This is a genomic window from uncultured Microbulbifer sp., assembly GCF_947504145.1.
Classification (GTDB): Bacteria; Pseudomonadota; Gammaproteobacteria; order Pseudomonadales; family Cellvibrionaceae; genus Microbulbifer.
Genome location: NZ_CANNGQ010000001.1, coordinates 697395 through 716166 on the forward strand (window position 1 = coordinate 697395; position 18772 = coordinate 716166).

Annotated in this window: 22 protein-coding genes; 14 read left to right on the top strand and 8 right to left on the bottom strand. The window is 55.9% G+C overall.

All coding sequences use genetic code 11. From position 1 onward, the window contains the following. Positions 1-21: 21 nt before the first annotated feature. Both Q1A74_RS03190 and Q1A74_RS03195 read right to left on the bottom strand, forming a co-directional pair. Complete coding sequence (locus Q1A74_RS03190; protein ID WP_299592315.1) at positions 22-747, bottom strand: pseudouridine synthase; 726 nt, start codon at positions 745-747, stop codon at positions 22-24. Positions 748-1459: 712 nt separating this feature from the next. After that, entirely contained in the window at positions 1460-1759 is a 300-nt protein-coding gene (locus Q1A74_RS03195; protein ID WP_299592317.1) for a DUF6471 domain-containing protein, read from the bottom strand. Positions 1760-1892: 133 nt separating this feature from the next. Here Q1A74_RS03195 and Q1A74_RS03200 point away from each other — a divergent pair, with 133 nt between their 5' ends. The 7 genes from Q1A74_RS03200 to Q1A74_RS03230 are packed head-to-tail and all read left to right on the top strand — an operon-like array spanning position 1893 to position 6955. Beyond that, positions 1893-2297 (top strand): DUF2170 family protein, encoded by a 405-nt coding sequence (locus tag Q1A74_RS03200; protein WP_299592319.1) that lies wholly within the window; start codon positions 1893-1895, stop codon positions 2295-2297. After that, a complete protein-coding gene (locus Q1A74_RS03205; RefSeq protein WP_299592321.1) occupies positions 2294-2992 on the top strand; it encodes a PspA/IM30 family protein in 699 nt (232 codons plus the stop codon). The genes Q1A74_RS03200 and Q1A74_RS03205 overlap by 4 nt, the downstream gene beginning before the upstream one ends. A 3-nt stretch (positions 2993-2995) precedes the next feature. Further along, positions 2996-4069 (top strand): ion channel, encoded by a 1074-nt coding sequence (locus Q1A74_RS03210; protein WP_299592323.1) that lies wholly within the window; start codon positions 2996-2998, stop codon positions 4067-4069. Beyond that, complete coding sequence (locus Q1A74_RS03215; protein ID WP_299592324.1) at positions 4054-4704, top strand: YjfK family protein; 651 nt, start codon at positions 4054-4056, stop codon at positions 4702-4704. The genes Q1A74_RS03210 and Q1A74_RS03215 overlap by 16 nt, the downstream gene beginning before the upstream one ends. A 15-nt stretch (positions 4705-4719) precedes the next feature. Beyond that, positions 4720-5136, top strand: coding sequence for a DUF350 domain-containing protein (locus tag Q1A74_RS03220; RefSeq protein WP_299592325.1), 417 nt, complete (start codon positions 4720-4722; stop codon positions 5134-5136). Between the two features lie 13 nt (positions 5137-5149). After that, positions 5150-5755 (top strand): DUF1190 domain-containing protein, encoded by a 606-nt coding sequence (locus tag Q1A74_RS03225; RefSeq protein WP_299592327.1) that lies wholly within the window; start codon positions 5150-5152, stop codon positions 5753-5755. Positions 5756-5767: 12 nt separating this feature from the next. Further along, on the top strand, positions 5768-6955 hold the full coding sequence (locus Q1A74_RS03230) for a glutathionylspermidine synthase family protein (protein WP_299593830.1): 1188 nt from the start codon (positions 5768-5770) through the stop codon (positions 6953-6955). A gap of 3 nt (positions 6956-6958) precedes the next feature. Here Q1A74_RS03230 and ppnN read toward each other — a convergent pair whose 3' ends face one another. Continuing rightward, positions 6959-8332, bottom strand: coding sequence for a nucleotide 5'-monophosphate nucleosidase PpnN (gene ppnN, locus Q1A74_RS03235; RefSeq protein ID WP_299592329.1), 1374 nt, complete (start codon positions 8330-8332; stop codon positions 6959-6961). Between the two features lie 211 nt (positions 8333-8543). Beyond that, a complete protein-coding gene (locus tag Q1A74_RS03240; protein WP_299592331.1) occupies positions 8544-8921 on the bottom strand; it encodes a YchJ family metal-binding protein in 378 nt (125 codons plus the stop codon). 160 nt (positions 8922-9081) lie between these two features. On the opposite strand from Q1A74_RS03240, the gene Q1A74_RS03245 reads away from it, so the two are divergent. Then, positions 9082-9393 carry a hypothetical protein gene (locus tag Q1A74_RS03245; RefSeq protein WP_299592333.1) on the top strand — a complete coding sequence of 104 codons (312 nt, stop codon included), beginning with the start codon at positions 9082-9084 and terminating at the stop codon, positions 9391-9393. Between the two features lie 6 nt (positions 9394-9399). Here the strand turns inward: Q1A74_RS03245 and Q1A74_RS03250 are convergent, their stop codons facing one another. Further along, a complete protein-coding gene (locus Q1A74_RS03250; RefSeq protein ID WP_299592335.1) occupies positions 9400-11049 on the bottom strand; it encodes a PAS domain-containing sensor histidine kinase in 1650 nt (549 codons plus the stop codon). 216 nt (positions 11050-11265) lie between these two features. On the opposite strand from Q1A74_RS03250, the gene Q1A74_RS03255 reads away from it, so the two are divergent. Genes Q1A74_RS03255 through Q1A74_RS03265 form a run of 3 tightly spaced genes read left to right on the top strand, consistent with a single transcriptional unit; the run spans position 11266 to position 14455 of the window. After that, entirely contained in the window at positions 11266-12708 is a 1443-nt protein-coding gene (locus Q1A74_RS03255) for an amidohydrolase (protein WP_299592337.1), read from the top strand. Next, entirely contained in the window at positions 12708-14006 is a 1299-nt protein-coding gene (locus Q1A74_RS03260) for an amidohydrolase family protein (RefSeq protein WP_299592339.1), read from the top strand. Before Q1A74_RS03255 ends, Q1A74_RS03260 begins: the two co-directional genes overlap by 1 nt. A 53-nt stretch (positions 14007-14059) precedes the next feature. Then, a complete protein-coding gene (locus Q1A74_RS03265; protein WP_299592341.1) occupies positions 14060-14455 on the top strand; it encodes an MAPEG family protein in 396 nt (131 codons plus the stop codon). A 122-nt stretch (positions 14456-14577) separates the two neighbouring features. Here Q1A74_RS03265 and Q1A74_RS03270 read toward each other — a convergent pair whose 3' ends face one another. Both Q1A74_RS03270 and Q1A74_RS03275 read right to left on the bottom strand, forming a co-directional pair. Next, complete coding sequence (locus Q1A74_RS03270) at positions 14578-14877, bottom strand: YebG family protein (RefSeq protein ID WP_299592343.1); 300 nt, start codon at positions 14875-14877, stop codon at positions 14578-14580. Between the two features lie 165 nt (positions 14878-15042). After that, positions 15043-15702, bottom strand: a complete 660-nt coding sequence (locus Q1A74_RS03275) for a DUF924 family protein (RefSeq protein WP_299592344.1) — start codon at positions 15700-15702, stop codon at positions 15043-15045. A 296-nt stretch (positions 15703-15998) separates the two neighbouring features. Between Q1A74_RS03275 and Q1A74_RS03280 the strand changes: the two genes are divergently transcribed. From Q1A74_RS03280 to Q1A74_RS03290, 3 genes are read left to right on the top strand one after another with little or no spacing between them, the layout of a single operon-like run. Next, the gene (locus tag Q1A74_RS03280; protein ID WP_299592345.1) at positions 15999-16877 is read left to right on the top strand and encodes a DUF6249 domain-containing protein; all 879 of its coding nucleotides are present in this window, start codon (positions 15999-16001) and stop codon (positions 16875-16877) included. 12 nt (positions 16878-16889) lie between these two features. Beyond that, complete coding sequence (locus Q1A74_RS03285) at positions 16890-17444, top strand: sigma-70 family RNA polymerase sigma factor (protein WP_299592347.1); 555 nt, start codon at positions 16890-16892, stop codon at positions 17442-17444. Between the two features lie 40 nt (positions 17445-17484). Beyond that, positions 17485-17850 carry a hypothetical protein gene (locus Q1A74_RS03290; RefSeq protein ID WP_299592349.1) on the top strand — a complete coding sequence of 122 codons (366 nt, stop codon included), beginning with the start codon at positions 17485-17487 and terminating at the stop codon, positions 17848-17850. 115 nt (positions 17851-17965) lie between these two features. On the opposite strand, the gene Q1A74_RS03295 is transcribed toward Q1A74_RS03290, so the two are convergent. Next, positions 17966-18412 (bottom strand): LEA type 2 family protein, encoded by a 447-nt coding sequence (locus Q1A74_RS03295; RefSeq protein ID WP_299592351.1) that lies wholly within the window; start codon positions 18410-18412, stop codon positions 17966-17968. Positions 18413-18772 lie beyond the last annotated feature (360 nt).

Genomic DNA, 18772 nt, shown 5'->3' on the forward strand with positions numbered 1-18772 from the left:
GTGTGAGGCTGGGCGGGATAGCTAGGGCAGTTGCCAGCCAAACTGTTCGATCAATGACATAAAGCAGCCTCTCGGCGGCGCGACAATCTCGAGGTGCTCGCCGGTTTCCGGGTGTGGTAAAGAGAGGCGATAGGCATGTAGCAAGAGTCTTGCACATTGCAGCTGTTCTGCGAAGAAACGGTTGTGGGTGGACTTGCCGTATTTTGGGCAGCCGATCAGTGGGTGCGACAGATGCTTGAAGTGGCGCCGAATCTGATGACGACGGCCGGTTTTCAGCTCTACCTCTACGAGCGAGTAGCGGCTACTGGGGTAGCGGTCTACGGAATAGGGGAGTTCGATGGTGCCGAGCCGCCGAAAGTGCGTGATGGCGTCCTGACGAGGCAGGTCACTTTTTGGTCGCTTACGCTGGTGTTTGAAATCGGCAACCGGGGGCAGGGGATGGTCGATCACCCCATGCTGCGGGCAGTAGCCCCGGCATATCGCCAAATACTGTTTGATCGACGTATCGCTCTCAAGCCGAACCTGCAGCTTTGCCGCTGCATCGCCGCTTTTGCCGAATACGATGACACCGGATGTCGGCTTGTCGAGCCGGTGAACTGGAAACAGGTGTGTGCCAACCAGGTCCCTGAGATATTGCAGTAGGATACGACCCTCGTGCTTGTCGATGTCCGAGCGGTGCACCAGCCAGCCTTCTGGCTTGTAGGCGGCAATCAGGTGGTCGTCTTCAAAGAGCAGTTCGGGGTTCATCTGGGGCTGCCGGGTTCAATTCAATGAGCAGTATAAAGTGCGTCTGCGGCGGTTGGGAAACGCACTGTTGGGCGTCCTCCCCACACAGTGTGGCAGGCTGCGGTTATTTTTTTAGAAGCATATTGACACCGGAGTTTTAAGTAATATGCTGCGCGTCAACTGGCGATACCCCATCGCAGACGACACAGGAGCCATGAAATGAAATTGCGGATTAACCCTCTACGTTCTGTTTGAACGGCCTTTCATGTGCTCGCGCTTGAAAGGTGATATTGCCTTTCAAGCCAGATCTATCTAAAGCCCTGGCATTTGCCGGGGCTTTTTTTTGAGATTGATCGGCCTGACGAGGTTCTGTGGCCAGGTTCACCTGACCAAGGCACTCGAGCCGATCTATTTACGAGGAGACGTTATTGAAGAAAAAATCGCAGCGGAAAATCGTCATTCAGATTTCTGCAAAGGAAAGGCGCACTCCGGGCAATCCGGTTGCGCAAAACCCGCTGTTACGCAAAGGGGGCGCTCATGTGCGGGCGAAGTCCGCGGATCGCTTTGACAGCAAACAACAAACCAGAAAGGCAGCGCGGGAGTGGGGCGGCTCTCGCGGCTGTTGATATCGCTCGGCGAACTATTTTCGAATTCATCAGGCCCGGTTTCGAGGCTTTGCTCAATTTTTGACCGCCCCAGTTTGCGCGTTTGTTCCAACTAACCGGAAACCTCTTCAATTACCCGCATCTTCGCTTTGCAATTCCCGTGTTTGCCTGAGAATATCCGGCAACGCCTTTTCGTCGGCGTCGAGGACGTCGAGGATGGCCACCAGCAGATCGGCGGAGAACATGCATTTGCTGACCTTGCTGCGCAGGTTCTCTGGGGTGACTGCGATGCCTTTATCGGCCAGGGCGCTGGCAAGATCGTTGTAGCGCACGCCCTTCAGGGCCATGGCGGCACGTACATAGCGGGCGATGGCCTGCTTGTAGGGGTTTAAGGCGCGGTGGTTTTCGAGGCTCTGCTTTTGGTCCATGGGGCTCCCTCTATTTGTTACGCATAATATCCGTATGTGGGTTATTTGCAACAAAAGTGCCTAAACCCCGTTGACCCCAAAAAATTTACTGTTATATTTGTGACTCATATTCCACATGTGCAAGGGAGTTGAAATGACCTGGAACAACGAAAATCTGCGCCAACTGGCCGAAAATCATCCCGACTGGGTGGTCGAGGCGGAGGGCGATTGTCTGAGCGTCTCCAACGATGAAGGGGTTGATGCCTTTATTTATGTAGGCGAGCGGCAGATTGTGGTGGAGAGCATCCTGTTTCCCGTCAGCCAGGTAGACGACGAGGCGGCACTGAACCGGTTGATTCTGCAATCACACCAGCTGGTACCGCTGACCACCATCGCCATCAAAAATATTGCTGGCAATGATTACTACGTTGCGTTCGGTGCGCTGTCTGTGTCGAGCAAAGACGAGGTGGTGATCGAGGAGGTTGAAACTCTGTTTGGCAATGTGGGTGATTTTCTGGATCTGTATTCAGCGCATTTTGAACTGGAGGGTGTAGCATGAGCCTGAGAAAAATCTGGACCGCACTGCGCGGCGCCGTGAATGAAGGTACCGAAGCCGTTGCCGATAGCCAGTCGCTGCGTATCCTCGATCAGGAGCTGCGGGACGCAAAAAACGAATTGAAGGCGTGTGACGAAAACCTGACCAAAATCATGGCCAAGCGCAAGCTGGCCGAGAACAAGGCCAAGGCACTGCAGGCGGATGTAGATAACTACTCCAATCACGCCATTGCCGCGAGCGAGAAGGGTGACGACGCGTTGGCCATTGAGTGTGCCGAGCGTGTAGCGGAACTGGAATCCCAGCTGGAAACTGAGCAGAGTATTCTGCAAGGCTTCAAAAGTTCTGAAGTTACCCTGAAGAGCAATATCTCCAAGGCGAAGGCCAATGTTCGCCGCATGGAGCAGCAGATCGATCAGATCAAGGCAACCGAATCGGTGCAGAAAGCACAGGTCGCTGTGTCCAGTCGTCACATGGGTGCCAACAGCAAAGTGAAAACCGCGCTGGACAGTATGGAGCGCATCAAGGCGAAACAGCAGCAGCGTGCGGCGGAACTGGAAGCGGCGGAAGAGCTGGCTACCGAAGAAAGCGGCTCCAGCCTGGATGCCAAGCTGAAATCAGCGGGTATTGCGCCCGGTGGCGAAGTCAGCGGTAGCGATAAACTGGCACAACTTCTGGCCAAGAAGCGTACCCAGGCTTGATCCATGTTGATTTATAAAGTGCGACGCCTTCTGGCGTCGCTTTTTATTGGGGCAAGCATAACCACGATTCTTGTGACTACGGTGGTCTATGTCTTCGGTAGTTATTTGCTGCTGTCGATAGCCGGTGAGTCTGATCTGGTTTCGTCAGAGAACTTTTTCTACTGGCTTGTGGTTACTGGTTCTACCGTCGGTTATGGTGATTTTTCTCCCACCACACCGCTGGGTAAATGGGTGGTAAGTCTTTGGGTGATTCCGCTGGGGCTTAGCCTGTTCGCCATGATCATTACCCGGGTGGGCTTTGGCATTAGTGAATTTATACAGCGGGGCAAGAAGGGGTTGCGCACTATGAACCATGAAAACCATACGGTAATTATCGGTTGGAACGGTACGCGTACACTGCGTCTGATCGAGCTGCTGTTGTCAAAAACCAACGGCGACGCCGCACAGGTGGTGTTGTGTGTTGAGGCAGATATCGAGAATCCGCTGCCCCAGCGTATCGATTTCGTCAAAGTGGATTCCTTTTCCCACCGGGAAAGTATGTTGCGCACGAGCCTGGATAAGGCGGCCCGAATCATCATTGATAATCCGCTGGATGATGTGACGCTTACCACCGCGCTGTTTTGCGACAAGATCAGCCCTAGCAGCCACAAGACCGCGTATTTTCAGGATGAAAATGTGGGTGAGTTACTGCGCGCACACTGCCCGAATATTGAATGCATCCCGTCGGTTGCGGTAGAGCTGCTGGCAAAGTCCTCTCTGGATCCTGGCTCCGCGCGCTTGCACCGTCAGTTGCTGGACAGCACCTACGGTATGACCCAGTACAGTGTGGTGTACCGTGGTGACAAGGCGATTCCGGTAGGTGCCTTGTTTGATCATTTCAAACATGGGCTGTCTGCCACACTGCTCGGCGTGCGCCGTACCGGCGAGCAGAAGATTGCTATTAACCCCGCTTTGAACGAGCATGTCACCGCTGGCGATACTGTTTATTACATCGCCGAAAAGCGCTTGCCGGAAAGCCAGTGTTTTGCAGTAAAAGTGTCCGACAGGGAAGACCGAGACGAATGTTTGGCAAATTGATCGATAAGTTTAAAAAGCCCGAAGCCAAGCCGCAGACGCCTGAGATCATGGGCCTGCGCCTGGGCGCGAGCTTTGAGATAGACCCGCTGGCAATCCGTTTTATTCTGGATGAGCTGACGATCGAATCTTTTGAGCCCACACAGATCATCAAGGCCGCCGGGGTGGTCGATCTGGACGGCACCTGGGTGTATCGCTTCTATACCGACGACGATGCCTGGTTACAGGTGGTGGCCGAGGGTGGCCAACGCGACGAGCATGTGGTGGATGTGAAGCTGTTTCACTTCTACGACACCCGAGATGTCTCCACCGACGCCGCCTGGGAAAGCCTGCTGGGTCGGGAAATTGGTGCCGGCACCTATGCGCTGGATGGCCGCACCTATCAGCGCGTATGGACCGCCACTGGCGATTATCACAATCCCGTGCATATGACAGAGACAACCTATGACGAAGATGGTGAGCATTCCGGCACAGATCAATTCACCATGCTGTTCGAACGTCCGCTGACTGACGAGCGCACAGAGTCGCTCTTCCTATCCGCGGAAGAGAAACTTGAGGCTGGGGGTTACCTCAGCCGCTGCCTGGTATTAAGTACCGGCATCTCTCTCACCCCATCACAAATTACAATTCACGGATAACAAGGAGAAGGTTCGATGGACCAGTCTTATGATTTACTGACGGGTATCCTGCGTTTTTCGGCCTATTTTGGCATTTCGCTGGTGTTGCTGATTGCATTCAAATACCTGTATGCACTGGTGACCCCGCAGGACGAATGGAAACTGATCCGTGAAGACAAAAACACCGCGGCGGCTATTGGTTTTGGTGGTGCAATTTTGGGTTTTGCCATCGCACTGGGTGGCGCGGCGAGCAACTCTGTATCGTTGGTAGACTTCGGTACCTGGGCGGTGATTGCGTTGATCGCACAGCTGCTGGCATTTGCTATTATCCGCTTCCTGTTTATGCCGCGCATTGTTTCCCGTATTGAAGACGGTGAGATCAGCGCAGGTGTCATGCTGGCCGCCACCACCATTTCTGTTGGTGTTCTGAACGCCGCCTGTATGTCCTATTAAGCGGGGTTCGGTCATGAAAACGATCAAGCGTTCGAAGGCAATCAACCTGGATAATCTGCGCAAGCAGACCGGGCGGAATTTTGTGTTGCGCCCGTTGGCGCTGGGTATTGTTGCTGCCCTGATGGGCTGTAGCTCCAAAGAAGAAGTGAAGGTAGTTGCGTCGGTGCAGGACTGTGTCGACCAGACCGAGTTGGATCAGGAGCAGTGCGAGGCTGCTTACCAACAGGCATTGAAAGAAGCCGATCGCACCGGGCCCAAGTACGACTCACGCCATCTGTGCGAAACAGAGTTTGGCAACTGCCGGCAATCTGGCAGCTTCTGGTTGCCATTGATGACCGGCTTTATGGTTGGACAGATGTTGGATGGTGGCCGGGACCGCCGCTATTACTACAATCCGGTGTATCGCTACACCAATCCCTATTCAGGCCACTACGATCGCCTGATGACTTCTGACGGCAGCGTGATCGGGCGCTCTGGAAAGGTGAATTACACTGTACCCAGCTCAGCCACCAAGCCGAAACCCACCGTCACCAAGACCGTTTCCCGCGGTGGATTTGGCTCGGTTGCTTCCGCCAAATCCAGCTGGGGTGGCGGGCGTTCCGGGGGCTGGGGGGGCTGATTCTTGCTGCGTATGCCCATCAAACCGCGCTCGCACTGGAAAGAGCGGGCGCGGGAGTTCGGATTCGGCTTTCACACCATGTACGGGGAACCCTACTGGGATGAGAGCGCCTACTACCAGTTCTCTCTGAAACAGGTAGAGCAGGACCTGGAAGACCCCACCGAAGAAATTCACCAGATGTGCCTGGAAGTGGTGCGCCGGGTACTGGCAGACGACGCGTTGATGCGCCGCTTCTGCATCCCCGAGCGCCACTGGGACTTTGTGCGCAACTCCTGGGAAAATGGCGACCCCAGCCTGTATTCCCGCCTGGATTTTGCCTATACCGGCCAGGGGCCGGCGAAACTCTACGAAAACAATGCCGATACGCCCACCAGCCTGTTTGAAACCGGGTTCTGGCAGTGGCTGTGGCTGCAGGACAACGTCGATAGCGGCGCGCTGCCGCGTCAGGCAGATCAGTTCAATAGCCTGCAGGAAAAGCTCGTCAATCGGTTCCGAGACCTTCAGTTTCTTACCCCCGGCCGTGCACTGCACTTTGCCTGCTGTAAGGGAACCGACGAGGATCGCGGTACAGTGCAGTATCTGCAGGACTGTGCCCGGGAAGCGGGGCTCGACCAACACTTTGTGTTCATCGAAGATATCGGCCGCGATGCCGCCGGGCAATTTACTGATCTGCAGGATCAGGTAATCACCTGGATGTTTAAATTGTATCCGTGGGAGTTCATGTTCCGGGAGGAGTTTGGGGCGTTTCTCGGGGGCAATAATATCCGCTGGCTGGAGCCGCCGTGGAAATCCATTTTGTCTAACAAAGCGCTGTTGCCCATGCTGTGGCGATTGTTCCCCGATCACCCCAATTTGCTGCCGGCGTTTTTTGAGGATGAACTGGATAAAGCCGCTGCGCACGAAACTCTGGTTAAAAAGCCGATTTTTTCGCGCGAGGGCGCCAATATTTCACTGGTGCAGGGCTCGTCTGTCAAAAGCGAGGGTATGTCGCAGCCGGAAGCTCAGCTGCTTTCCGATGGCCCTTACGGGGAGGAAGGGTATATCTACCAGGCCATGTACCCGCTGCCCAAGTTTGGCGAAAACTACACACTGATCGGCAGCTGGCTGATCGATGACGAGGCTGCGGGTATCTCTCTTCGGGAAGACAGCGGTTTGATCACCCTGGATTCCAGCCGCTATCTGCCCCATGTGATTATCTGATGGCTATTCCTTGACGATTCGATAGCAGGGAACATACTCCTTCCCCGGGAGTTTCATTCTCTGCTGTTTAGCAAAGGATTCCAGCAGGGTATCCATACTGCGCATCAGCTCCGGGTCCCCATTGATTTCGTAGGGACCGTTCTTTTCTACGTTGCGAATTCCCTCATCTTTTACGTTGCCCGATACAATTCCGGAAAATGCACGGCGCAGGTTCGCGGCGAGCAGGTAGGGCTTTTGATTGTTATGCAGGGCTAGGTTGCGCATGTTTTCGTGGGTGGGCACAAAAGGTCTCTGGAATTCGGTAGATACTTTCAGTTGCCAGTTGTAGTAATAGGCATCGCCGGTTTCCTTGCGGTGTTGCCGAACTTTCTGGATACCTACCGCCATCTGCCGAGCCACTTCCTGCGGGTCATCCACAATAATCTGGTAGCGGGATCGGGCGGCCTCTCCCAGTGTGGACGTGATGAATTGGTCGATTCGGATAAAGTAATCGGCAGCGCTGGAAGGGCCGGTAAAAATGACAGGGAAAGGTTGATCCCGGTTGTCGTCGTGCAGGAGTATACCGAGCAGATAGAGTATTTCTTCGGCTGTGCCCGCACCGCCGGGGAATACGATGATGCCGTGGCCAGTGCGGACAAACGCCTCCAGGCGCTTTTCGATATCCGGCATGATGACCAGTTCATTGACGATGGGGTTGGGTGCTTCGGCGGCGATGATCCCCGGCTCGGTTATCCCGAGATACTGCCCAAACTTGTCCCGTTGTTTGGCATGGCCGATGGTGGCACCTTTCATCGGGCCTTTCATGGCACCGGGACCACAGCCGGTACAGATATCCAGATGCCGCAGCGCAACCTCGTAGCCTACGCGCTTGGTGTAATCGTACTCTTCCTGTGAAATCGAATGGCCGCCCCAGCACACCACCAGTCTGGGCGTGCGGTCGCGGTCGAAGGTGCCGGCGTTGCGCAGGATGTGAAATACCGCATCGGTGACTCCCTGTGCGGACACCAGGTCGTAGCGCGGGTCACCAGTAATTTCGCTGTTGACGTAAATGATGTCGCGCAGCACCGCAAACAGGTGCTCGGCAATCCCCTGGATCATCTTGCCGTCAACAAATGCCGAAGCCGGGGCATTTTTTACTTCCAGTTTGACACTGCGCTCCGTGGGAACCACGGAGATGTCGAAATCAGAATACTTTTCCAGTAGTTCCTTTCCGTCGTCCATGTAATTTCCGCAGTTGAGCACTGCCAGGGAGCAGTTGCGGAAAATCTGGTAATGGGGACCATGGCTGTGGCGGGTGAGTTTATGGATTTCGTATTTGGACAGGATATCAAACTGCCCAGTTGGGGAAACTTGTGCGTCGACGAGATTTGTAGACATGCAATCCTCAAGCAACGCTGCCGGCGTCAAGTGTGCAATCCGCGCCGAACAGCTTTTATAGGTAATCCAGAATTATTGATTGCTCTCCTTTTACATTACGCCATTGGCGGGAATATGCGCGCAAAGCAGATGAAGCTGGCGCCAAAATTCGACCTTTGCCGGGGTAGCTCAGGGAGGGGCGTGTATTTACAGGCTCATTCACCAGGCAGCCTCAAGGCCATGCTGGTAACGGCTCTACATAAACCCAGCGTTTTTTATGTAATTTGAACAGGGAGATCTCGTGCAGTGCGCGCTCCTCGCCGTCGTCGTCAAACCACGCTTTGAACTCGACGATGGACTTCTTCAGCCCCCGCTTGCTTTGTATCACGTCCAGCCTGGACCAGCGGGTCTGCAGGTCATCGCCGTTGAGTTTCGGGCAGGTGTCCGGGTGCCAGGTCTTGCGAAGATAAGTAAGATTGCCGGTTACAAACGCGCTGTAGCGGCTGCGCATCAGTGCTTCGGCGGTGTTCGGGTAGGCCTTTCCGGTCAGAAAAATCTCGCAACATTGCGAAAATGGTTTGTTGGAACAGCAGTAGCAGGGGGCGGACATAGCGAGTGACGGGCTCCATACTTCGGGGCGTTGGGGGCGAATCCGTATGATACCAGTGCGCAGGGGAACTGGCTGGTCAAAATCCTGCTGGAAATTAATGAGGAAAGGCGCGCCGGGGCTGCTAGTCTCAATGGAGTAGTGGCACTTTTCAGGTGTGGTAATGAATCGCTGTAGTTTGTATCTGGGGAGCGTGCTTTGTGTGATGACGGCGGTCGCCGTTGCACAGACGGAGGATCCAGGCCAACCGCAATTGGGTGGCGGGCAGAGCCCGAATCTGGCTTTCTGTCAGGAGCGTTTTTACGAAGAGGACGACGGGCTGATTCGCTGCAATTGGGCGGTGAACTTCAACTTTGCCTGTTTCGTGTCTTACCCCAACAACAAAATCATTCAGCTGGGCTCAAAAATATCCGAGCCGGAAGTGGTCGGTGAGTGCGATAACGGGGAGCGCATCATCAAAATTCTACATTACTGAATACGGCTACTGGATTACTGGTTCCAGAGGTTGTAAATGGCCTTCCATTTCCATGTCGGCGATTTTTTTCTGTAACTGATCGTACGTAAAAGGTTTCTTCAGGCAGGCGAGAATACCGTCGGCCACAATTTCCTGTACCTTGCTTTCGACACTGTAGCCAGTGGCGAGCATGGCTTTGATACTGGGGTTGATACGCTTCAGTTCCGCGAACAACTGCTGCCCATCCATCTGCGGCATGATCATATCCAGCAGTACCAGATCGATATCCGCGCAATGTTGCCGATAAAACGCGATGGCGTCCGCCGCGGTGGCAAACGTATCCACCTGGTGGCCATGCATTTCGAACAGGGTTTTAGAATAACTGCGGACGATCGCTTCATCGTCTACCACCATCATGCGAATGGATCGCTCTATAACAGCGGTTGGCCCCCGGTCTTTCAGGTGTTTACTGCAGTCGTTGATGATGGGTAGATACAGGTCAAAACAACTGCCTTTACCGGATTCCGACCGACACTGAATGGCACCTTTGTGCATATGGGTGGTGCCATACACTGCCGCCAATCCGAGACCGGCACCACGGCCACTGGCTTTGGTGGTAAAAAAAGGCTCGAAAATACGCTGGCGTACTTCGTCACTCATGCCCATACCATTGTCACTGACATTGATACGCAGATACTGCCCTGGCTCGAGTTGGAAATCCGAGATGGCGAGCGACTCTTCGATGGTGATATTGCATGTAGTGAACATCAGCGTGCCACCGGCAGGCATAGCGTCTTTGGCATTGATCCCCAGGTTGAGCAAAGCGCTTTTCAGCTGGGCCGAGTCACCTTTGATATGGGGGCGCTCAGCATCCAGCTGCTGGTGGATGACGATCCGGCGGTCGATGGTGCGCTCGAGCATGGCGCATACGTCCCGCACGATATCGTGCGTATTGCAGTCGTGTAGCTGGTAGGAGCCCTTGCGGGCAAACGTCAGTAATTGTTTGGTGAGCTCCGCGGCGTGGTGTGCGGTGGTGAGTATCTGGCTGGCGTATAGAGAAATCCGGGCGTCACAGGTCATCTGATGAATAACCTCGGCAAAGCCGGCAATACCGTGCACCATATTATTAAAGTCGTGTGCAATCCCCCCGGCAAGTTCGCCGATAGCCTGCATTTTTTGTGCCTGGCGAAGCTCTTCTTCCAGAAGGCGCTGCTTGGTAATGTCGCTGCCGATACTGAGCACACCGATGGCTTCACCATCGTCATCGGTCAGTATCTTGTTGGTCCAGGCGACCCACACACGGGTGCCATCTTTGGTGACGTTTTCGTTGACGTTGTAGCGGTGTTCTTCGGGATGGTTGCAGATGTGGTCCATCAGTGGACGGAGGTCGCGGCCGGTGCTTTCATTTTCCGGGACGATGGTCCCCACCACATGCTTGCCGATAATTTCCTGTTCTGAGTAGCCAAAGAAGTTCTGCGCATATTCGTTAAAAAAGGTAACGAACCCTCGCTTGTCCCAGCGCAGGATTATGGAGTTGGCATGCTCTACAAGCTCCCGGTAACGCTCTTCACTTTTGCGGAGGGCCTCGTAAACCGTTCGTGAATCTTGCGATTCGGCTTGTCCGGTGGGCGAAGCTGTCTCAGGCTCCGATACGCCCGCCTTTTTTAGTTTATCCATCCGTCCATCCTGGAAATCAGGGGTAAACCCGATTGCAACACGGCCCATCTCAATTGTCTAGCCAGTTGGTTGGCGTGGTCAATTATCCGGGGCTTCGCTCTGTTTGTTTCGGGGAAACCCTATTGCGGGCTTGGTGGGCGGAGTGCTGGCGGATTCCTGAATTGCTGCTAGCATGGGCAAAGTTTTCTAATAACAGCAATTCAGGTAGGAGGGGTAATGCGGCCAACTCTAGGATCAACAAAGGTAGGGCAGCGCTGGTTACTGGGGGCCTGTGTTGTGGCTGTGGTGACCATACTCAGCGCATGTGGTGGTGACAAACAGAAGAAAACAGACGGGGCAGATTTCGCGCGCCTGGATGCATTCCCGTCAACCTATAAGGCGGATGAGGCCAGCCCGGTGCTGATTCGCGGAGCCACGCTACTCACAGGCACTGGCGAACAGCTGAACAATACCGATGTATTGTTGGAGGGGGGCAAGATAGCGGCGATTGGCGAGGGCCTGAAGGCACCGAAGAAGGGAATGGTGGTCGAGGGGGCCGGTAAGTGGGTCACTCCCGGGATCATCGATGTGCACTCCCACCTGGGGAATTACCCTGCGCCCTCGATAGAGTCTTCCCAGGATGGCAACGAGATGACCGCTCCCAATACCGCACAGGTGTGGGCGGAGCACTCTGTGTGGACCCAGGATCCGCAGTTTTCGCTGGCACTGGCCGGTGGAGTGACCACCCTGCAGATCCTTCCGGGCTCCGCCAATCTGTTTGGTGGGCGCGGTGTCACCCTGAAAAATGTGCCGGGCCGCAGTGTGCAGGACATGAAATTCCCCGGCGCACCTTACGGCCTGAAAATGGCCTGTGGTGAAAACCCGAAGCGTGTTTACGGCGGCAAGGGCAGTCTGCCGTCCACACGTATGGGAAATGTGGCCGGCTATCGTCAGGCCTGGATCGACGCTTCTTCCTATCGCGACAAGTGGGATAAGTACCACGAGAATGGTGGGGAGGAACCCGACCGGGACCTGAAAATGGAGACCCTGGCCGGTGTTCTGAACGGCGATATCCTGGTGCACAATCACTGCTACCGCGGTGAGGAGATGGCCATCATGATGGATGTGGCTAAAGAATTCGGTTTTCAGGTTTCCACCTTCCACCACGCGGTAGAGGCCTACAAAGTGGCAGATCTGTTGGCGGAGAACAACGTCTGTGCGGCTATGTGGGCGGACTGGTGGGGCTTCAAACACGAAGCGTTTGACATGACCGAAGCCAATATCGCCATCGTCGACCAGGCCAAGGCCTGCGCGATGATTCACTCGGATTCTGCCATCGGTATCCAGCACCTCAATGAGGAAACCGCCAAGGCTATGGCCGCCGGGCAGCGCGCCGGTTTTCATATCGAGCCACGCCACGCAGCGGTGTGGATGACGATGAACCCGGCCAAAGCGCTGGGTATTGCCGATGTTACCGGCAGCCTGGAAAAGGGCAAGATGGCTGATGTGGTGGTGTGGTCCGGTGATCCGTTCAGCGTGTACTCGAAAGCGGAGAAAGTATTTATCGACGGTAACCTGATGTACGACCGTCACAACCCTGAACGACAGCCGCACAGTGATTTTGAGCTGGGGATACTGGGTGCGGAAGGCGTGCGGTTGCCAGAAGGAGGAGAGCGTTAATGAAAGCGAATCAACTGGTAAAAATGGGCGCGCTGGTTTCTCTGATGGTCGCCGCCCCGCTGGCGCTGGCAGAAACACTTCTCATCAAAGACGCCAGGATTGTCACTCTTAGTGACCAGGGCACTTTGGAGATGGCCGATATCCTGGTGAAAGATGGACAGGTGGCTCAGATCGCTGAGGACCTTGGCAGCTTGACGGCCGACCTGGTCATTGATGGCCGCGGCAAGGTGGTTACACCCGGTATCATTGCCCCGGATAGCGAGCTGGGGTTGACAGAAATTGGCGCCGCTGCCGCGACCAACGACAGTGCTATTGAAGACACCTCTATTGGGGCCGGTTTCAATCCGGTAGTGGCGTTTAACCCGCATTCCACGCTGATCCCGTTCAATCGCGCCGGTGGTATTACCCGTGCCGTGGTGGTTCCGAGTAGCCAGCAAAAAATATTTGCGGGGCAGGGCTTTGCGGTAAAACTGACCGGGGATTTCGACAGTGTTACTGACCGGGCGCTGGTGCAGAAAATCTATTTCGGTGAATACGGAGCCGAATTGGCCGGTGGCAGCCGCGCGCGCGCTTACGAGCAAATCGAAAGCGCCCTAAGTCAGGCGAAAGAGTATGCCGATAACCGGGATGCAATCCGCCGAGGCGAGTGGCGCGACCTCGATTTCTCCGTCGCCGATCTGGAGGCTCTGCAGCCGCTATTGACCGGTGAGCAACCGCTGCTGGTCAGTGCAAACAGGGCCAGTGACATGCTCCAGCTGCTGGCGTTGGCGAACCAGTTTGACCTGAATCTGATTGTAGAGGGCGCCGCTGAAGGCTGGATGGTTGCGGAGCAGCTGGCTGCGGCACGGGTGCCGGTTGTCATTGACGCGATGGGTAACTCTCCGAGCGCATTTGAAAAACTGGGCGCGCGGCTGGACAACGCCGCCTTGCTGCAAAAAGCCGGAGTCACGGTCGTTATCGGTGGCCCCGGCTACGCGGGCTCCCACAATAGCTATTTGTCGCGCCAGGGCGCGGGGAACGCAGTGGCTTACGGCCTGCCGTTTGAGGAGGGCGTACGGGCGATAACCGCCAACGTCGCCCAGGTGTTTGGGCTTGAAGGGGGCGCGCTGGCACCCGGCAGCGTGGCGGACCTGGTGCTGTGGAGTGGCGACCCGTTCGAAGTCACCAGCTTTGCCGAGCTAGTGTTAATAGACGGGAAGCCGCAGTCTCTGGAAAATCGTTCAACACGCCTGCGTGACCGCTACCTGCATCCCGAGGCCGGTACCGGACATGGCTATAAAACTGGCAATAAAAAATGATCGTAAAAGCTGAACTGCCTGAAAAACTAAATAAAGGAGTTTGAACTGAGATGGTGAGTATTGAGATAACCGCGCTTTATGCAGGTCTGTGTGCACTGCTGGTGATCGCCTTGGCATTCAAGGTGGTCGCATTTCGTCGCGGCAAGAAGGTAGGGATCGGCACTGGTGGAGATAAAGAGGGTGCCGTTGCGGTTCGCGCCCACGCGAATGCGGTTGAATATATTCCGCTGGCATTGATCCTGATGCTGATTGCAGAAATCAACGGTTTATCCCACCTGTGGCTGCACTGCCTGGGTGGTGTGCTGCTACTAGGGCGACTCCTGCACGCTATCGGTTTGGTTGCCGGAAAAGGGGGGTATCATCCCGGTCGCTTTATCGGCACCTCTCTGACCTGGCTGGTGATCCTCATTCTTGCCGTGATCGATATCGCTGCCGCACTGACCAGTTGAGCTCAGGGAACAAAAAAAGCCCGGTAAACCGGGCATAGTACAGGGATGGAAACTGGGGGGCTGGCCTTCCATACTGCCGGGTGGGGGAGTCCGGTAGCGCGGAAAGGCCAGTACTTCACTGCTTATTGATTGGCCGCCAGCGGGGTGACGTTTTCGTCGTCTGCCTGCTCGCTGTCGGACTGCTCTGCCTCAAGCAGTGCTTCCGGCTTACCTTTACAGGCTTTGGCCAGCACGTCCCGACGCTTGGCGAGCATCAGGCCGATTTCTTCACAGGCTTCTTCGGAAACGCCTTCAACATTGCGCTCGATCAGCGCGGTAATGTTGGCTGCGAGTTCCAGCATTTTGTCGTGTTCTTCGGCATCTTTCTTGTTGTCGAACATGGCTCCGTCTCTATCGCATTTCCAAACTGCTACTACCGCCATAAGGGCCTCCTGTTTTTTTACACTATTTGTCTCGGACAGTGGTTCCGGTTGTCTTGGACAGTGGTTCCGGGCTGACGCCGGGCAATAAGCGTGTGTTGTTGATGTGTATGGATGTACAGTATCTGTATGGGTGTCCAGTGTCAACCGCGCTGAACAGGGTATTCCCTAGAACCCACCGCCATTATCCAGCCATTCCTGCTCTTGTGGCGTATTTTTTCTTTCTAGTGCTGTATTTCGGTGTGGGTAGCGTCCAAATTCCTCGATGACCTTCTGGTGGGCCACCGCAAAGCGGTAGTAGTCCGCTGCGGCCTTGGCGCTGTCTGCACTCATATCCGGGCTGTCCGCGGGGTAGCTGTTGCGCAAGTGGTCAAAATACGCCACTGACTGGGCCTGAACCTCTACCAGCTCAGAATGTTCCAGTGGCATACCGACAAAGGCGCGCTGGTGAAGGCCCAGCTGGCACTGTTGGTTGTTGCGCACCATGGCCTGGCTGATCTCCAGCGCCAGGGGGTCGCCGTCAAAGGCTCTGGCGGTGCCGCGAAAAATGTTGCGAGTGAACTGGTCACAAAGCAATATCAGCGCCAGCCGGCCTTCAATGGTTTCTTCCCAGTGTGCCAGCTCTCTTGTCTGGGCTGAGTTGATGGCGCTCCCGAACCGGTTGCGGATCTCTGCGTCGAATTCGTCACTGCGTAAGAACCAGCGCGCGCGCTGATGGGCAGCAGGCTCGGCAGTCAATGCGTCACTGCCGAACCAGAAATGGAGGACGTCTGCAGGGCTGGGGGTTGCCCCGGGGGTAGGTGTGACGGGAGGTGTGTCTGCGGTCATGGATATCCCGGTTGGTTGATAAATGGCGGCGGGTACTTGGACAGTGCTCTGCTGATTATTTTTGACTCATTTGCATCCAAAATGGGCGGCAGCTGCGTCCATCAGGGGAAGGGTAAACCCCGGCCGTGTGACAACAACAGCACAGTAGCACTGTTTCCTGGCGGATTCAGAGACGGTAACCCGGATTGGCCCCCTGATACAGGGTGGTCAAAAAAGGTACAATTTGAGGCTTCGTAGCCTCGGGCTCATAAACGGGCCTATTAGCCGGTCAGATTAGTAAGAGCGAGATAACACCAATGAGAGCGAATCAATCAACCATGCGTCAGCGACTGCCCGGCTGGGCTCTGGCGATCGCAGCCACTATGGCAATGGGCGTATGCGGTACGTTGCTGGCCCAGGACGGGGATGCGGTCGCGCCGCAACCGCCTGAGCCCCCGGCGCCGGTGGTCGCCCCGGCGGCGCCAAAGGCGAAAGAGGTCACCAAGCAGGTGCGAATCCTGCGACAGGAAGACGGCAGCCTGCGGATCCACACCCGTGATGAACATGGCGAAAGCGCCAATGTGGAGATCGACCTGGGCGAAGAGTTCGGCGGCGCCATGACCCGGCGCATCTACGAAAAGCTGGTCGAGAAGGGTGTGCTGGACGAGAAAGGCCTGGTGGTCGACGAGGCTCTGGAGTCGGTGCCACGCAATATCAATATCGGTATCAAGGCGGATATGGAGCGCGCCGAGCGCATCCGAGCGGAAGTTGATCGGGCCCAGGCCCGAGCCGAGCACAATGGGCACCGGGATCACCATATTGAGCAGTACCGCCCCCGGAATATGGAGTGGTTGATTGGCATCATCGCGATCATTTCGGTATTCGGCACACCAATCCTGATTGTGTGGCTGGTAACCCGCAATAGCTACCGCAAGAAGCAGTTGGTGATGGAGAACATTAACCGCATGGTCTCTGAAGGCCGGGATATCCCGCCGGAGCTGCTCGATGCGCTGGAAGGCGAGAGCGCTGGCAATACCAAAGACCGCGGTTTCACGCTCATGGCGGTTGGCGCGGCCATCTTTATCTGGCTGACGGCCTCGGCCGGTATCGGGGTGGGTAGCCTCGGCTTGATCCCATTGTTTATCGGCGTGGCCCGATACGTGAACTGGAAACTCGATCACCAGCAAGCCGGTTAAGGACACCCACCCATGGACCTCAATGATGAGGATCTGATCAGGCGCGTCGTCGAAGACGGGGACCAGCGGGCATACGCCCAGCTGGTTCGTCGCTATCAGTCACAGCTGCGTTTTTCGCTCCGTCAGCTGTGCAATGGCGATCAGGGTCTTGCGGACGACATGGCGCAGGAGGCCTTTATCAAGGCCTACAAGGCGCTGCCGGCGTTTCGTGGGGATGCGCGTTTCAGCACCTGGCTGTACCGCATCGCCTACAACCTGGTCATGAGTCACAAGCGCAAGAATGCACCTGACGTGGATCAGGAGGCCGTCGACCGCGCGCAAGCTCAGGAGAGTGTCGAAGAAGCACAGCAACTGGGTATGGCGAGAGACCTGAATTCGGCAATGGGGGAATTGAGTGACGCCCAGAGGCAAGCGGTGCATCTGTGTATGCAGCGCGGCTTTTCTCACGAGGAAGCGGCTACGATTATGAAGTTGCCGCTGGGCACGGTAAAATCCCACGTAAATCGCGCAAGGGCCAAATTGCAGTCGCTACTGCAGCCCTGGCGAGAGGAGGTAGCCAGTGGCTGATTCTCGAAATTCCACAGGTGATACAACAGGTATCTCAGGTATGGTTATCAAAGACGGTGTTGTGCACGGTGAGCCAGGTATGGCCGGCGGTGACGCACCAGATTTCGACACATGGTTGTCGCAGCAGCTGCAGTTCAGCGAGCCCCACCTGGACAACGATGGCTTCTGCGAACGGGTGATGGCAGATCTGCCGCCGGCGCCGGCCAAACGCTCCGAGCGCCGGGCGACGCGCTATCAGTACGCGGCGGTAGTTGCTGCCTCGGCGATCGTCTGCTGGCAGTTCCCGCTGGCAGAGGTGCTGACCTCAATGGCGGAACAGAGCATCAGCCTGTACAGCCTGGTTGGCCTGGGTGTTCTGAGCTCGATGGTGGCCATGACCGGGGGAATCCTGGCGGCACGCCGGTAGTTCTCAGCGGCTCTTTTTCTGTTCCAACCTATCCGGGCCGGCGTTGCTGCCGGCCCTCCTGTTTCTCCCCCTCCCAATCGTTCGTTCATTTCTCTGGCAGACCCGTGGCCTGAAATCAGCGCTGGTATTGCCCCAGTTTGATCTCCCCGCGCCGGGTCACCCGAATCGCCGGCAGGAGAGACGTCCTCAGCCCCAGCTTTGCCTCCAGTTCGTAGGGCACCGTATCGCCCTGTAACTGGATCAGCTGAGCGGCGGCCATAAACGATCCCATCAGGTTTGCTGAAGCGTCCACCGTGATGGCCTCCTGCCCGTATGCGGGTATTACCGGCAGGGTATTGGATGTTCCTGTTACCACCTTGTGCCCGGCCAGCTTGAGTGTGTAGTAGAGGCCGGAGAGGGCCAGTTCATTGCTGTTGGGGTTGAATACGCGCAGGTGAATGCGAAAGCGCAGATCACCGCTGTGATTATTGGGTAGCGGCTCCAGGGCCGTCACCTGGACCTCTGGCTTTTCGAAACCCGGCGATAAGGTGGCGCATCCGCCGAGGGCCAACAGTGGAATCATGAAGGCGCAGAGTAGGTAATGACGAAGTGAGTGAATCAAGCGGGTTCCCCTGTAAAACGGTATGCGGATTGGGCTGTTTACGTGTGGTTTGAAGTTTGGAGCCAATCGGACCCGGCTAAGTTTAATGGAATCGTTTTCTGGCGCTATCGATTGGTCGCGATATCGCATTCCCGAGTCCGGTAAATCGGTAGACCGCGGTGGCGGCAGCGGGTTCAACCCCCGGATCTGCGACCCCTTGTCGCGAATGTGCACCCGGCCATGACGCCACCGGAGGACAACTATACTCAGTGCGCTAACTAGCCTCTCAGTTGTGAGATGGCGTCGGGCCGTGGCAAGAAGTGTCAGAGTGAGGACAGAGGA

What these genes read in the sequence shown, in the direction of transcription:
- Q1A74_RS03195 (WP_299592317.1), bottom strand. Translation starts at nt 1,759, where the DNA reads ATGGACCAAAAGCAGAGCCTCGAAAACCACCGCGCCTTAAACCCCTAC.
- Q1A74_RS03260 (WP_299592339.1), top strand. Translation starts at nt 12,708, where the DNA reads ATGAAAGCGAATCAACTGGTAAAAATGGGCGCGCTGGTTTCTCTGATG.
- Q1A74_RS03215 (WP_299592324.1), top strand. Translation starts at nt 4,054, where the DNA reads ATGTTTGGCAAATTGATCGATAAGTTTAAAAAGCCCGAAGCCAAGCCG.
- Q1A74_RS03245 (WP_299592333.1), top strand. Translation starts at nt 9,082, where the DNA reads ATGAATCGCTGTAGTTTGTATCTGGGGAGCGTGCTTTGTGTGATGACG.
- Q1A74_RS03270 (WP_299592343.1), bottom strand. Translation starts at nt 14,877, where the DNA reads ATGGCGGTAGTAGCAGTTTGGAAATGCGATAGAGACGGAGCCATGTTC.
- Q1A74_RS03190 (WP_299592315.1), bottom strand. Translation starts at nt 747, where the DNA reads ATGAACCCCGAACTGCTCTTTGAAGACGACCACCTGATTGCCGCCTAC.
- ppnN (WP_299592329.1), bottom strand. Translation starts at nt 8,332, where the DNA reads ATGTCTACAAATCTCGTCGACGCACAAGTTTCCCCAACTGGGCAGTTT.
- Q1A74_RS03280 (WP_299592345.1), top strand. Translation starts at nt 15,999, where the DNA reads ATGAGAGCGAATCAATCAACCATGCGTCAGCGACTGCCCGGCTGGGCT.
- Q1A74_RS03250 (WP_299592335.1), bottom strand. Translation starts at nt 11,049, where the DNA reads ATGGATAAACTAAAAAAGGCGGGCGTATCGGAGCCTGAGACAGCTTCG.
- Q1A74_RS03220 (WP_299592325.1), top strand. Translation starts at nt 4,720, where the DNA reads ATGGACCAGTCTTATGATTTACTGACGGGTATCCTGCGTTTTTCGGCC.
- Q1A74_RS03200 (WP_299592319.1), top strand. Translation starts at nt 1,893, where the DNA reads ATGACCTGGAACAACGAAAATCTGCGCCAACTGGCCGAAAATCATCCC.
- Q1A74_RS03255 (WP_299592337.1), top strand. Translation starts at nt 11,266, where the DNA reads ATGCGGCCAACTCTAGGATCAACAAAGGTAGGGCAGCGCTGGTTACTG.
- Q1A74_RS03275 (WP_299592344.1), bottom strand. Translation starts at nt 15,702, where the DNA reads ATGACCGCAGACACACCTCCCGTCACACCTACCCCCGGGGCAACCCCC.
- Q1A74_RS03290 (WP_299592349.1), top strand. Translation starts at nt 17,485, where the DNA reads ATGGTTATCAAAGACGGTGTTGTGCACGGTGAGCCAGGTATGGCCGGC.
- Q1A74_RS03240 (WP_299592331.1), bottom strand. Translation starts at nt 8,921, where the DNA reads ATGTCCGCCCCCTGCTACTGCTGTTCCAACAAACCATTTTCGCAATGT.
- Q1A74_RS03210 (WP_299592323.1), top strand. Translation starts at nt 2,996, where the DNA reads ATGTTGATTTATAAAGTGCGACGCCTTCTGGCGTCGCTTTTTATTGGG.
- Q1A74_RS03205 (WP_299592321.1), top strand. Translation starts at nt 2,294, where the DNA reads ATGAGCCTGAGAAAAATCTGGACCGCACTGCGCGGCGCCGTGAATGAA.
- Q1A74_RS03230 (WP_299593830.1), top strand. Translation starts at nt 5,768, where the DNA reads ATGCCCATCAAACCGCGCTCGCACTGGAAAGAGCGGGCGCGGGAGTTC.
- Q1A74_RS03225 (WP_299592327.1), top strand. Translation starts at nt 5,150, where the DNA reads ATGAAAACGATCAAGCGTTCGAAGGCAATCAACCTGGATAATCTGCGC.
- Q1A74_RS03295 (WP_299592351.1), bottom strand. Translation starts at nt 18,412, where the DNA reads ATGATTCCACTGTTGGCCCTCGGCGGATGCGCCACCTTATCGCCGGGT.
- Q1A74_RS03285 (WP_299592347.1), top strand. Translation starts at nt 16,890, where the DNA reads ATGGACCTCAATGATGAGGATCTGATCAGGCGCGTCGTCGAAGACGGG.